Annotated in this window: 12 protein-coding genes and 1 pseudogene; 3 read left to right on the plus strand and 10 right to left on the minus strand. The window is 59.5% G+C overall.

Annotation, left to right across the window (positions count from 1 at the left end; all coding sequences use genetic code 11):
• Positions 1-219: 219 nt before the first annotated feature.
• The 4 genes from fdxA to SJY32_RS09515 all read right to left on the minus strand — a co-directional run bounded on the left by fdxA (position 220) and on the right by SJY32_RS09515 (position 4674).
• Positions 220-558 carry a ferredoxin FdxA gene (fdxA, locus tag SJY32_RS09500; protein WP_376877659.1) on the minus strand — a complete coding sequence of 113 codons (339 nt, stop codon included), beginning with the start codon at positions 556-558 and terminating at the stop codon, positions 220-222.
• Positions 559-752: 194 nt separating this feature from the next.
• Positions 753-1127, minus strand: coding sequence for an RNA-binding S4 domain-containing protein (locus SJY32_RS09505; protein ID WP_376874226.1), 375 nt, complete (start codon positions 1125-1127; stop codon positions 753-755).
• A 3-nt stretch (positions 1128-1130) separates the two neighbouring features.
• Positions 1131-3962 carry a helicase-related protein gene (locus tag SJY32_RS09510; protein WP_376874228.1) on the minus strand — a complete coding sequence of 944 codons (2832 nt, stop codon included), beginning with the start codon at positions 3960-3962 and terminating at the stop codon, positions 1131-1133.
• Between the two features lie 40 nt (positions 3963-4002).
• Positions 4003-4674 carry a hypothetical protein gene (locus tag SJY32_RS09515; protein ID WP_376874230.1) on the minus strand — a complete coding sequence of 224 codons (672 nt, stop codon included), beginning with the start codon at positions 4672-4674 and terminating at the stop codon, positions 4003-4005.
• An 87-nt stretch (positions 4675-4761) separates the two neighbouring features.
• Between SJY32_RS09515 and SJY32_RS09520 the strand changes: the two genes are divergently transcribed.
• The gene (locus tag SJY32_RS09520) at positions 4762-5049 is read left to right on the plus strand and encodes an SCP2 sterol-binding domain-containing protein (RefSeq protein WP_376874232.1); all 288 of its coding nucleotides are present in this window, start codon (positions 4762-4764) and stop codon (positions 5047-5049) included.
• A 3-nt stretch (positions 5050-5052) separates the two neighbouring features.
• Positions 5053-6021 (plus strand): alpha/beta fold hydrolase, encoded by a 969-nt coding sequence (locus SJY32_RS09525; RefSeq protein ID WP_376874234.1) that lies wholly within the window; start codon positions 5053-5055, stop codon positions 6019-6021.
• A gap of 92 nt (positions 6022-6113) precedes the next feature.
• On the opposite strand, the pseudogene rpoH reads toward SJY32_RS09525, so the two are convergent.
• Both rpoH and SJY32_RS09535 read right to left on the minus strand, forming a co-directional pair.
• Positions 6114-7013: pseudogene (rpoH, locus tag SJY32_RS09530) on the minus strand (RNA polymerase sigma factor RpoH).
• Positions 7014-7353: 340 nt separating this feature from the next.
• A complete protein-coding gene (locus tag SJY32_RS09535; RefSeq protein WP_376874236.1) occupies positions 7354-8403 on the minus strand; it encodes an RluA family pseudouridine synthase in 1050 nt (349 codons plus the stop codon).
• Between SJY32_RS09535 and SJY32_RS09540 the strand changes: the two genes are divergently transcribed.
• On the plus strand, positions 8393-8764 hold the full coding sequence (locus SJY32_RS09540) for a DUF6476 family protein (protein WP_376874237.1): 372 nt from the start codon (positions 8393-8395) through the stop codon (positions 8762-8764). The genes SJY32_RS09535 and SJY32_RS09540 overlap by 11 nt on opposite strands.
• Positions 8765-8801: 37 nt before the next feature.
• Here the strand turns inward: SJY32_RS09540 and SJY32_RS09545 are convergent, their stop codons facing one another.
• The 4 genes from SJY32_RS09545 to SJY32_RS09560 are packed head-to-tail and all read right to left on the minus strand — an operon-like array spanning position 8802 to position 12772.
• Entirely contained in the window at positions 8802-9533 is a 732-nt protein-coding gene (locus SJY32_RS09545; RefSeq protein ID WP_376874239.1) for a peptidase, read from the minus strand.
• 42 nt (positions 9534-9575) lie between these two features.
• Complete coding sequence (locus tag SJY32_RS09550; RefSeq protein WP_376877662.1) at positions 9576-10409, minus strand: transglutaminase domain-containing protein; 834 nt, start codon at positions 10407-10409, stop codon at positions 9576-9578.
• Entirely contained in the window at positions 10406-11359 is a 954-nt protein-coding gene (locus SJY32_RS09555) for an alpha-E domain-containing protein (protein ID WP_376874241.1), read from the minus strand. Before SJY32_RS09555 ends, SJY32_RS09550 begins: the two co-directional genes overlap by 4 nt.
• Positions 11360-11365: 6 nt before the next feature.
• Positions 11366-12772 (minus strand): circularly permuted type 2 ATP-grasp protein, encoded by a 1407-nt coding sequence (locus SJY32_RS09560; protein ID WP_376874243.1) that lies wholly within the window; start codon positions 12770-12772, stop codon positions 11366-11368.
• Between the last annotated feature and the right edge of the window lie 302 nt (positions 12773-13074).

Genomic DNA, 13074 nt, shown 5'->3' on the forward strand with positions numbered 1-13074 from the left:
CCATCGTGCCGCGCCCCTCGCGCAGGGGATAACCGTCGAAAAACAAGCCGGAATTACACCTTTTCACATGATGGTGTGGGGTATTTCAACGCGCCACCGCAGGGCGAGCCCCGCCAACACGCAAAACACCAGACCGATTCGCGAATCGGTCTGGGAGGGAAGCCTGTGATTCGCCGAGGCGAGGCAACGCCGCAGCGCAAGCCGTGGCAACCGGCCTGATCAGTCGCCAGCACCCGGCTTCTCGGAGAAGTATTTCTCCAATTTGCCTTCCTCGCCATCATGCTTCTCATGATCGGGCAACGGATCTTTCTTCTGCGTGATGACCGGCCACAGCTCGGAATATTTCCGATTGAACTCGACCCACACATCCATACCCGGCTCAGTGTCCGGGCGGATTGCGTCGGCAGGGCATTCCGGCTCGCAGACGCCGCAATCGATGCATTCGTCAGGATAAATCACCAGCGTGTTTTCCCCCTCGTAGAAGCAATCCACGGGGCAAACTTCCACGCAATCGGTGAATTTGCAGGCGATACAATTGTCGGTCACGACATAGGTCATTTTCATACCCGTCTGAAGGTTGTTCGGGTCTAAGTAGCCGCGCAAGCGTCATCATTCAAGCGTGGCAGTGCAACAAAGGAAACCGTGTGACGATCTGGACGCGGAGGCGACATCTGTTCGCCTTTAGCCCACTGCCGTAGAACAGACGAACGGCACATCGAAGCCGGACAGATCGATCCCGCGCGCCCGCACGTTCAGTCGGTATCCTCCCAAGCCGCGCGCCCCCAATCGCTTGGCGCGTCCGACAGCCATTCGTAGAGCTTTTGCGCCTCAGATGGTGCCCCCCGACGCGCCCCGCACGCCAGCAGTTTGACCACGCGAACATCGCCCCCCATCACAAAGGTCAAGACATCCCCCGCCCCGACCATTTTCGACGCACGGCCAGCGTGGGCACCGTTCACACGCACGGCATTGGCGCTAATCGCACCCGCTGCAAGACCGCGCGATTTGAAGAAACGTGCAAAAAACAACCACTTATCGAGGCGGATTCGCTCGGCCTCGGTGTCCGGCATATAAAAAGCCGCGCCCGATTTGGGCGCGGCTTTTCGATTTCGCAGACGCTCTCGCATCGCTTATTTTTTGTCTTTCAATGCCATCAGCACAGCGAATGGATTGTCAGGATCGATTGGCTTTTCCTTTTTCGGCGGGCGGGCCTCAAAGTGATAGGTGTTCTCGGTTTTCGGCTTGCGGTTGTCTTTGCCGCGCGGCTTGCCGCCACCTTTCCGATCGCCCTTCTCACCACGGTTTCCGCCGGCTTTGTCGCCGCGCGGCGCGCCGCCTTGCTTGCGCTCGCCGCCTTCACGGTTGGACTCGCGGCTACCCTCACGACGGTTGCCGCGATCGCCCTGACCGCCACGCGGGCGAGGCGCCCAAGTGAAGGTATAGAAAACTTCCATCTCAGGGGCTGCTTCGGCCGCCTCGGCCGCCGCAGCTGCCTTAGCCGCCTCGTCCTCAGCGACGGGCGAGGCTTCCTCCGGAATCGGATTGGCGTTGGAGTCGTCCGCAGGCTTTGGCGCAACAACGGCCTCTGCCTTGACTTTTACCCGCTCGCCGCGCTCGCCTTTGTAGCCCAGACCGCCCATCAGATCAGCAAACTGCTCCAACGTCATGCCCGTGATCGACAACATGTCGGGAACGGCTTCAAACCCGCCGCGGCTATCCTGACCGCGCAGCAGATCCGCGAGACGTTCCAGCATGTCGATGCGAATCGCACGCGCGCCAGACTGACGATAGCCAGACAGCGTGTAAGCAATCGCAGGAACTTCCGTGATGTTCGGAATTGTCACCAAGCCCGGAGGCGGGCTCTCGGGGAATTCTTGCAAACCAGCCCAAAGCGAATGCAGCACGAGGCGCAAGCGTGTCGGCGCCGGCTTCAACAACTGTTGCTGGAAGATCGTGTATTGACCAAACCGCACACCATGCTTGCGCAGGCTCCCACGGGCCTCTTGATCGAGCTCTTTGACCTCGTTCGCCACGCCTTCGCGCGGCAAGATGCCCATCCCTTCGACCAGTCGGAACGCAAAGCCGCGCGCCAGACCCGTCAACGCCTCGTCGCGAGACATCGCGAGCAATGGCTCGAACAGAGCGGCGATCTTTCGGTCGATGAAGTGCTGCAAACGGCGTTTGACCTTCTCGGCCACCTCCGGTCCCGCTTCCTCATCAACGAACGCCTCGACGACCGGCTTGAGCGGATCACCGCCCTTAACCAGCTTGCCAAGCGCGATCTCGCCCCACATCAGGCCACCTTGTTCGGTGAAATCCATCTCCGTATCGGGCGCGTTATAGAATCGGTCAGCCCTGAGGCTTAGCTCTGGTTTGAGCGCCTCATAGGCTGCACGCGCCAGCATTTTCGCCTCATCGGGCGAATTCGTTCCGTCCATCTGGAACCGGAACCCTTTAAGACGGCCAGCAAATTCGCCTTCTACCGTCACTTCGCCCTTATCGTTCACCTCGGCCACGAGGGTCTCCTTCTGCTTGAGCCGCCGCAACAGCACTGACGTGCGCCGGTCCACAAATCGTTGGGTCAGCGCGCCGTGAAGCGCATCTGACAGGCGATCTTCTACCGCGCGAGTTTCCCCGCGCCAATGACTTTCGTCATCGACCCAACCTTTGCGTTGGGCGACGTAGGTCCATGTGCGGATAAAGGCGAGGCGTTTTGACAGCGCGTCAATATCGCCCTGCACTTTGTCGATCCGCGCGATCTGGCCAGATAGCCATTCCGTGGGGACCCCTTTTCCGCTTTGTAAAAATCCGAAAATCCGCGACAGAAGCGTCGCATGTTCCGCGCCGGAAATCGAGCGAAAATCGGGGATACGACACACATCCCAAAGCAGCTTCACATCCGCCGGATGGTGGAGCCGATCGGCAATTTCTGGATATTCAGACAATGTTTTCAAGGCGATAAGGTCATCAGCCTCGCGACCTTTCGTCAAAAGCTCGTGGCTTGGGCTATCCTCCAAGCTGGCAATAAGCCGCGCAACAGTTCCGAATTCCAACCGAGGATTACGCCATTGCAAGCGCTGGATGGGGGCGAACCGGTGGTTTTCAACCGCCTCCACAACCTCCGGAATCAAGGGCCGCGCCTCGCCCGTCACGCCGAATGTGCCATCTTGCGTATGCCGCCCTGCACGGCCGGCAATTTGGCCTAGTTCATGCGGAAACAGCGGCCGCATACGGCGCCCATCAAATTTGGATGTTGCTGAAAATGCAACATGTTCGATGTCCAGATTGAGCCCCATACCGATTGCATCGGTCGCCACAAGGTAATCCACGTCGCCATTTTGATAGAGTTCGACCTGCGCATTGCGGGTGCGCGGGCTCAACGCCCCCATCACCACTGCCGCGCCGCCCTTTTGACGGCGTAGCAATTCGGCAATGGCATAGACATTATCGACAGAAAAACCGACGATGGCGGATCGCGCGGGCATGCGGGATGTCTTTTTAGATCCCGACCACGTCAATTCCGAGAATCGCTCGCGACGCGTGAATTGCACCCCCGGCACAAGCGCCGCAATCGTCGGCCGCATCGTCTCCGACCCGAGAAACAACGTCTCGTGCCAGCCGCGTTTGTTCAAGAGCCGGTCTGTGAACACATGCCCCCGTTCGGGATCGGCACAGAGCTGGATCTCGTCGAGCGCCACAAAATCAGCGCCCAGCCCTTCGGGCATGGCCTCCGTTGTGCACACCCAATATTGCGTGCGTTCGGGCACGATACGCTCCTCGCCCGTCACGAGAGCAACACAAGACGGCCCCCGCGCCTTGACGATCCGGTCATAGACCTCGCGCGCCAAAAGCCGCAGCGGCAGGCCGATCACCCCCGTACGATGTGCCAGCATCCGTTCAATCGCGTAATGCGTCTTGCCGGTGTTGGTCGGCCCCAAAACGGCCGTAATCCGCCCCGTCATTCCATGCCTCGACTTTTCTGATGTCTTTCGAGACTCACGCCTAGAGCGCGATCCCCTCTTGCGTTTTTTTCAGCCGCGCGATGGCGTCGGATACATCTGCCTGATGTGGGTTCAGTGCCAAAGACGCCTCATAAGCCGCGATCGCACGTGCATCTTGACGCATCTCCTCAAATATCTGGCCGATCACCGCAAGCGCTGCAAACTGGCGTGGCTCCAATGCGACGGCCTGCGCAAGATCCGCCAAAGCCGGACCATGCTCCCCCGCCATATAGAACGCCACACCGCGCGCGGCAAATCCGGCAGGAAACTCAGGCGCGTGATCCGTGAGCGCCGTGAGGTCGTCAATCGCCCCGGCGAGATCCCCCTCATCCAGAGACAATTCGCCCCGCATGAGCAAGAGATCCATCGCCGCCGATCCTGACTTGGACCATTCGCGCTCAATATCTGTCTGCGCACGCGCCCAGCCTGCGTAATCGGGGTCGGCGAGTTCCGCGAACCATCTCTCCATCCGCGCGGAAAGCGACCCTTGATTAGCAAGGTCGCCCGCATCAGATGCAGGGTTTTCGGCCTCCACCTCGATTTGCGGCGCCTCATTTCGGGGCGCGGCCTCCTGCGCGAGCGCAGCGCCCCGCCCGCCCGCAAGCGCAGCCAGCGAGAGCAAAACCGAAAATGCCGTGACGGCACATTTGTTATGGGCGCGAAGCTTCATCATAACTATGTTGTAACCCATAGGCCGGAGATTGCGAGAGTTGCTTTCTCACTTTCCAGCCATCATCGCCATCCTACCGGAGGACACTACATGAGCACCGCAATCGATACCGCCGTCGCCGCCCTGAACGCGAAAATGCCTGAGGGCTTTTCGTCCACCGCGAAGTTCATCATCAAGGATGAAGGCTCGATCATCATCGATTCCGATGGCGCACGCGCAGGCGACGACGAAGCCGAAGTGACCCTGACCGCCTCCGCTGAAACCTTCCAAGGAATGCTCGCGGGCGACGTGAACCCAACCGCCGCCTTCATGACCGGCAAGCTATCGGTTGACGGCAATATGGGCCTCGCGATGCAACTCGGCGCGGCGCTTTCGTAAGCGATGCAGGGCGCCCCGCTCTTTGAAACGCTCGCGCTCGTCCCTGAAGGGGGCGAGGCGCAATGGGTGACGACATCGGACGGGGTGCGTTTGCGTCTTGCACATTGGAATGTGACCGCGGCGAAGGGCACTGTGTTCCTATTGCCCGGTCGCACAGAATATATCGAAAAATACGGCGATGCAGTGCGCCAGCTCGCAAAAGCAGGCTTTGAGACGCTGATCATAGATTGGCGCGGTCAAGGGTTGTCCGATCGCGCGCTGGAGGATCCGCACAAAGGGCACGTCAATGATATGGCCGATTATCAAACTGATCTGCGCGCGATGCGATCCTACGCTGCGGGGATGCGCATGCAGCAACCGTGGTTTGTGCTCGCACATTCGATGGGCGGTGCAATCGCCCTGCGGCACCTGATCGATGCGGAGGCAACCGAGACCGCTGGCCAAGCTGAGGCTGGCCCTGCGTTTAAAGCCGCCTCCTTCTCCGCCCCGATGTGGGGGATTGCCCTCCCCGCGGCGCCGATAGCCTGCGCGATGGCGCATAGTCTGGCCAGAACACCCCTGCGCGAGGGATATGCGCTTGGTACGGGCAAGACACCCTACCCTCACGGCGCCGCCTTCGAGCAGAACATGCTGACCCGTGCGCCCGAGATGTGGGCGATGATGATCACGCATCTTTCGGAACAACCCGCGCTTACGCTCGCGGGACCGACCTTCGGATGGATCTCCACTGCGCTGGCGGAATGCGCTACCCTCAAAGCCCTTCCCTCCCCCAATCTTCCGGCACTGACAGCCTTGGGCGGGAATGAACGCATCGTCGACGCGCAGCCGATCCGCACGCGCATGGCCGCATGGCCGCTGGGGACGCTCATCGAATTTGAGGCCGGCGAGCATGAGGTGATGATGGGCCCACAAGCCGAACGTGACCTGTTTTTGAAGCGCACGGTCGAGCTTTTCATCGCACAGCTTAAGTAAGCGCCCCGTTCACGCGTCCTGAAAAGGAAAAGAGGCGCGGGACAAACCGCACCTCTATCATCCGTTACCTAGCAGGGTGCGGCCCCGATATCCTAGGCTGTTTCAAGCATTCCCCGCTCACGCGCGAGCTCCGTCATGCGTTCTTGCAATTTCTCAAACGCGCGCACTTCGATCTGACGAATGCGCTCGCGTGACACGTTATACTCGCTCGAGAGATCCTCGAGTGTCAGCGGCTCATCCCGAAGGCGGCGTTTTTGCAAAATATCGCGCTCGCGCTCATTGAGAACCTCCATCGAGGTTTCCAAAATCTCGCGCCGCGCGCTCAATTCGTCCGCCTCGGCATAATCGCCGGCCTGATCCGCGCTTTCATCTTCGAGCCAGTCCTGCCACTGCGCCGAGCTATCGCCATCCGCCGCGCCCACTTGCGCATTGAGGGAAGCATCCCCGCCCGACAGGCGGCGGTTCATCGAAATCACCTCATCCTCGGTCACCGACAAATCTTTGGCGATGCGCGCAACGTGATCGGGATGCAGATCGCCATCCTCATAGGCACCGATCTTGGATTTTGCCTTGCGCAGGTTGAAAAACAGTTTCTTCTGCGCAGACGTCGTTCCAAGCTTAACAAGGCTCCACGAGCGCAGGATATATTCCTAAATCGACGCCCTAATCCACCACATTGCGTAGGTCGCAAGGCGGAAGCCCTTCTCGGGATCAAACCGTTTCACGGCCTGCATCAAACCGACGTTCGCCTCCGAGATAACCTCGGCTTGCGGTAGGCCATAACCGCGATACCCCATCGCGATCTTCGCCGCCAAACGCAGGTGTGACGTCACCATCTGATGCGCGGCGGCAGTGTCTTGATGATCCACCCAACGCTTCGCCAGCATGTATTCGGTTTCCGGCTCTAGGAGCGGAAACTTGCGAATTTCTTGCATGTACCGGTTCAACCCTTGTTCGGGGCTGGGTGCGGGAAGATTGGTGTAACTCGTCATCTCGTCCTGATCTCTCCTGTTCCGAGGCCAGATGCCGCGGATTGGGGGACAAACCCCCGTACCTACTCAAGATGGCGTGCGGCCAGTACGGGTTCAAGGGTGGTAGATGTGCGAATTCACACAAAACACCCGCAATTACCGCACGATTTCGCGCCACTGCACATCACATTGCATTACGACACCTTAATCTCGGAGGGCCGCCAGCGGTGAGCCGCCGACACCTGCTTGACTGTCGCAACACTAGCTTAACGTATGGTAAATGCCTATCCGTCACCACCTCACGGTGATGTGACAATTTTACGCGCTTTCCGAGCAAACCCGCTCGATACCGGAGTGCGGCTTAGTCGCTTGATGGCTCGCCGCGCAGGGCTGCGATCAACGCTTGCATATCCTCGGGCAAATCAGAGGTGAAAGAGAGTTCCTCGCCCGTGACCGGATGCGTGAAACCCAATGTCGCCGCATGCAAGGCCTGACGTGCGAAGCCTTCCGCGGTTGACACGCCCAGCGCACCGAGAGCCTTTTCGTTCATCTTGCGCCGTCCGCCGTAAGTCGGATCGCCGATCAGCCCATGCCCCGCATGCGCCATGTGCACGCGAATCTGATGCGTGCGGCCCGTTTCTAGCCAGCAATCGATGAGCGCCGCAGAGGCGGGCGTGCCGAACCCTTCGACGATGCGCGCGCGCGTGATCGCATGACGCCCTTGATCGAAATAGACGGCCTGCTTCTGCCGATCCGATTTGTGACGCGCGAGGAACGATTGCACCTTCAAGATGTTCCCCGCCTCGAACGAAACTCCGCGCGTCCCCAAAAGCCGCGGATCAGCGGCATCAGGAACGCCGTGGACCACCGCCATATAATGACGGTGCACGGTGTGTTTCTCGAATTGCTTCGCCAGACCGTGATGCGCACGGTTGGATTTTGCGACGACCAAAAGGCCAGAGGTCTCTTTGTCGATGCGGTGAACGATGCCTGGACGGGCCTCGCCGCCGATACCGGAAAGCTTGCCGCCGAAATGATGCAAAAGCGCGTTGACCAGCGTTCCGCCCGGGGTGCCCGGCGCGGGATGCACAACCATCCCGGCGGGCTTATCGATCACGATGAGATCCTCATCTTCCCACAGCACTGTCAGCGGGATATCCTCGGCAACAGTTGCCACGGCGCGGGCAACCTCGACCGTAATCTCGAAAACATCCCCCTCCTCAACGCGCGCCTTCTGGTTGGTCTCGACCACACCGTTGCGGGTGATCATGCCATCCGCCAAGAGCTTGGCCAGACGCGAGCGCGAAAGGGCTGCTTCCTCTGGAACTTCCTGCGCGAGCGCCTTATCAAGGCGATCAGGCGGGTTTTCCCCGATAACGACCCGAAGGATCTGCTGTTCAATGTCCGACATGATGCCTTCCGATGGAACCGAACCGCAGGCGGATACCGCACCGCTGCCGGAACTCAAATTTCTTAAAACGCTTGTGACGGTGCTGGCCGGCACGATGATTGTCGGTCTCATAGCGGTGATTGCGCTGCTTGTCATCCGGCTGGGGCCACAAAATAACCCGCAGCAAGCGCTCCCCGCCGGGCTGAGCGGCTCGCAAGCTCTTACCCTGCCCGAGAGCCTCCTCCTTCCGGAGGGCAAAACCGCGCAATCTGTCAGCTATAGCGCGAACCGGATTGTGATCCTGACGACGGATGATGATGTGTTGGTGTTTGACCACACGGGCGAGTCGATCGGGGCCTTCGCACTCACGCTGACCCCCTGACCCGTCGCCCAAAGCCTGCGCGAAACCGCGCGTGACCTCAGGTTTTTAGTGGAATCTGCGAGAATCCGTCGCGCAAGGCCTCCGACCAAGCGTTCGACATGCGCGCGAAGTCTTCATCGCCGGCCTCGATGCGGCGTTGCATCGTCACTTTGCAATCGTCGCATTTGATGACCGCCAGATCCAGCGGCATCCCCACCGAGAGGTTGGATCGCAGCGTCGAATCCATAGACAAGATCGCCGCCTTCTGCGCGTCTTCAAGCGAGGTCTTGGTCGTCACAACACGGTCAAGGATCGGCTTGCCGTATTTATGTTCACCGATCTGAAGATAAGGCGTGTCCTCGGTGGCCTCAATGAAGTTGCCCTCTGGATAGACGAGGAACATCCGCATCAACCCGCCTGCGCGTTGTCCCGCCACGATCATCGACGCGGCGGTCGACACTTTCGACGCATTCATTTTATGCACGATATCTTGTCGTACGGTCGACAAGGTATCGCCAATGATCTCCGCCACTTTCAACAGGGACGGCGCCATCAGGATTGATGTCTCATGCGTCGCGTCAGGATCATCGATCGCCTCTTGCAGGCGCGCCAGAGTCGTCTGCGTGACCGAGAGCGATCCCGCTGTCAAAACGGTGATGATCCGTTCGCCGGGCTGCTCGAAGTGAAACATCTTGCGATAGGTCGCGATATTATCGAGCCCCGCATTCGTGCGCGTATCAGAGAGCAAAACCATGCCCGCTTCCAACATCAGTCCAACGCAATAGGTCATGTTAGCTCCTGAGGTGCCTTGCCTCGTTAGTTACCGCGCTTCTTATTGCTGCACCGCGTCAAGGGCAACTGCCACATCCATCGTTTCACGACCAATTGCGCCCAGCGCTAGCCCTTTTACCGGTGCCGCATCCTGCGCGTCATAGCCTGACCCGAGGCGGATATACCGATCATCAGGGCAACAGTTGTTCGCAGGATCGAATCCGACCCACCCTAACTTCGCATCTATGAAGATTTCACCCCACGCATGCGCCGCCTCGTGCAGATTTCCATCCTCAGACGCATGGAGATACCCAGAGACATAGCGCGCAGGGAGGCCCATCACCCGCGCCATCGCGATCAAAGCGTGCGCATGATCCTGACATACCCCGCCGCCCAGCGCGATTGCTTCTGCCGCGGTGGTATTGCCATGCGTCACGCCCGCGCGGTAGGCAATCGCTTTCGAGCAGGCCTGCGCCAAGGCATGTGCCGTATCCAGCGGGCCCGAGATGCCCGCCGCCGCCTCATGCGCCAACTCGGAAATCCGCGGATCTGCGCGGGTGAAGGCGCCCGTGTCACGCAGATAAACCCCTGGTGGGACGATCTCACGGTGCCCGCTCAACACACCTGCCAAGTCTTTGGTCTCGACTGTGCCCTCCACGATCACAGAGACTTCCGTCACCGGGCCGCGCACCGACCAGCCCTCAACCTTATCGCCCGCCCCGTCGCGGTACGATCCCCCGCGAATCCCGTCGCCCGAAGGCGTGGTGACGCGGACAGACCAGTCATGGACGATCTGCCCGTCAAACACCGATGGGAACATGCGCAAACTCTGGATGGTTCCCCGCGCCGCGAATTCATAGCGGTAGGTCGTTACATGAGACACTTTCAGCATCAGGCCGCCTCCCCGCTCAAATATGTTTTGCCGATCGCTGCGGAAAGCACGCTCACCTCTCCGACAAACCGGCCAAGGAATTCATGCAAACCCTCGTCGAAAACGTCATCTACTTCGAGCTCAGCAAGCTTGGATACCAAACCCTGCGCCAGAAGCTGCGGCGTGCCTGTGCGCTTATACCCGCGCCCCAATCGCTCGAGATGGTTCATCGCCGCACGCACCGATGAGATAAGAGAGCGCGGACATTGCGGGTTCAAGATCAGGAAATGCGCGACCTTTTTGGCGGTGATATCGCCGCCATAGGCCCAGTGGAAGGCGCGGTGCGATGACATCGCGCGCAACAGTGTTTCCCACTGGTAGTTATCAAGCCCCGATCCCACGAATTCCACCTTCGGGAGCAAAACGTAGTATTTCACGTCCATCAAGCGGGCCGTGTTATCGGCTTGCTCCAACGCATAGCCCAAGCCGAGAAAATCATACCCGTCATTGCGTAGCATCGAAACCTCGACCGCGCCGCGCATCAAGGCCCCTTGCCGCATCGTCCATTCCGTCATCTCGGTGAGTTGCAACTCCGAGCGGGGGCGACGCTCCAGCTGGCGCATCTCTTGATACGCCATATTGATTGCATCCCAAACCTGGGTTGTGAGCGCGGTGCGCACGATCCGCGCGTTCTCACGTGCACGCTCCAGACAAGACGCCACCGAGGACGGGTTGTCGCGATCAAAGAATAGGTAACTCTCGATATTGCGCTGCACAGGGTCCTTGAACTTCGCTTTAAACCCCGCCGCCGTGCCAGAGGCTTTCAGCAAGCTGTCCCATTCGGATCGATACCCCTCGCCCGCCGAGGGCATCAAAGTGATCCGTGACCCAACCTCCAAAAGCCGTGCCATAGTTTCCGCGCGCTCCATATAGCGCCCGATCCAGAAAAGATTATCCGCCGTCCGGCTAAGCATGATGTGTTACTCCGCCAAAACCCAAGTGTCTTTTACGCCGCCGCCCTGCGATGAGTTCACAACGAGCGACCCCTCCGTTAGGGCGACCCGCGTCAGCCCCCCCGGCACCAATTCAATGCGTTCCCCAACAAGGCAGTAGGGCCGCAAATCGACGTGCCGCGGTGCAATTCCCTCCTCGACGAAGGTCGGCGTCGACGACAGCGCCAGCGTCGGTTGCGCGATATAGTTATCGGGATCTTCCGTAATCTTGTGCCGGAAGGCCTCGATCTGCTCTTTGGTCGATTTAGGCCCCACCAGCATCCCGTAGCCACCCGACCCGTGGACTTCCTTCACGACCAGCTCAGGCAGTTTATCGAGAACATATTTCAGATCGTCCTCTTTTGAGCATTGCCATGTCGGCACGTTATTCAAGATAGGCTCCTCGCCGAGATAGAAGCGGATCATCTCGGGCACGTAGGTGTAAACGGCCTTATCATCGGCCACCCCCGCCCCCGGCGCGGACGCGATCGTCACCCCGCCAGAGCGGTAAACATCCATCAATCCCGGCACACCGAGCATCGAGTCGGGGCGGAAGCACAACGGATCAAGATAGGCGTCGTCCAGCCTGCGGTAGATGACATCAACCTTCTTCGGACCTTCCGTCGTCCGCATCCAGACAAATCCGCCCTCGCAATAAAGATCCGGCCCCTCGACCAGCTCGACCCCCATGAGATCGGCAAGGAAGCTGTGCTCGTAATAGGCGGAATTGAAATGTCCAGGCGTGAGGATCACCACCGTCGGCTCCCCCTCGCATTTGTTGGGCGCGACAGAAGCCATCGTGCGCCGCAGCAATTGCGGATATCCATCGACAGGCTCGATCCGGTTCTCGCGGAACAATGCAGGGAACATCCGCATCATAATCTCGCGATTCTCAAGCATGTACGACACGCCAGAGGGCGTGCGGCAGTTATCTTCCAATACGAAAAACTCATCAGGTCCGGTGCGCACCAGATCCACGCCGACGATATGGCTGAACACGCCGCGCGGCGGCATGAACCCCGCGACGCACCGCTCATACGCCTCATTGTCATAGACCAGCCGCGCCGGAATACGGCCCGCGCGCACGATTTCCCCGCGCCCGTAAACATCTGCCAAAAACGCGTTGAGCGCGCGCGCACGTTGTTTGACGCCTCGCTCCAACTTGCGCCACTCCGCCTGCGCGAAAACGCGCGGGAACATATCAAACGGGATCAACCGATCGGGATCACCGCCCTCGCCATAAACCGCGAAGGTGATTCCGATACGTCGGAACAGCGCCTCCGCCTCGGCCTGCTTCATCTGCCGCAATTCGGCAGGCATCGACCGTGTCCAATCCTCAAGCCGCGCGTAGGGTTCGCGAACTTTACCGGCATCATACATCTCGTTGAACGTCATTATCCCTCCGGTTTGGCGCAATAATAGGACGCCATTAACACAAGTTTGCGCACACGATCCGCGAGATGGAAGGGAGGCCGTGCGTTCCCAAAGAAACTTCGAGGGTCCGGCCCGAGCGCCTGATCGTTTTTGCCCGTTCCGCAATCAAGCGCATAGAAATTAGGCATTGCCAAGAAGCTGCGCGAAATTTCTACAAAATTCTGCAAGCCGCCCCGCAACAAATGACGCTAGGGCAATCGGGAGCGCACTCAAAAGCTGGATCGCATAGAGGCGAGTGATCCCTTGCTTCACGGCCACCCCCT

This window comes from Albirhodobacter sp. R86504, assembly GCF_042466415.1.
Lineage (GTDB): Bacteria > Pseudomonadota > Alphaproteobacteria > Rhodobacterales > Rhodobacteraceae > Albirhodobacter.

Excerpts from the sequence above, each read along its gene's own strand:
- SJY32_RS09555 (WP_376874241.1), bottom strand. The coding sequence starts at position 11,359 with ATGCTTAGCCGGACGGCGGATAATCTTTTCTGGATCGGGCGCTATATG.
- SJY32_RS09545 (WP_376874239.1), bottom strand. The coding sequence starts at position 9,533 with ATGACCTATTGCGTTGGACTGATGTTGGAAGCGGGCATGGTTTTGCTC.
- SJY32_RS09525 (WP_376874234.1), top strand. The coding sequence starts at position 5,053 with ATGCAGGGCGCCCCGCTCTTTGAAACGCTCGCGCTCGTCCCTGAAGGG.
- SJY32_RS09510 (WP_376874228.1), bottom strand. The coding sequence starts at position 3,962 with ATGACGGGGCGGATTACGGCCGTTTTGGGGCCGACCAACACCGGCAAG.
- SJY32_RS09560 (WP_376874243.1), bottom strand. The coding sequence starts at position 12,772 with ATGACGTTCAACGAGATGTATGATGCCGGTAAAGTTCGCGAACCCTAC.
- SJY32_RS09505 (WP_376874226.1), bottom strand. The coding sequence starts at position 1,127 with ATGCGAGAGCGTCTGCGAAATCGAAAAGCCGCGCCCAAATCGGGCGCG.
- SJY32_RS09535 (WP_376874236.1), bottom strand. The coding sequence starts at position 8,403 with ATGTCGGACATTGAACAGCAGATCCTTCGGGTCGTTATCGGGGAAAAC.
- SJY32_RS09520 (WP_376874232.1), top strand. The coding sequence starts at position 4,762 with ATGAGCACCGCAATCGATACCGCCGTCGCCGCCCTGAACGCGAAAATG.
- SJY32_RS09540 (WP_376874237.1), top strand. The coding sequence starts at position 8,393 with ATGTCCGACATGATGCCTTCCGATGGAACCGAACCGCAGGCGGATACC.
- fdxA (WP_376877659.1), bottom strand. The coding sequence starts at position 558 with ATGACCTATGTCGTGACCGACAATTGTATCGCCTGCAAATTCACCGAT.
- SJY32_RS09515 (WP_376874230.1), bottom strand. The coding sequence starts at position 4,674 with ATGATGAAGCTTCGCGCCCATAACAAATGTGCCGTCACGGCATTTTCG.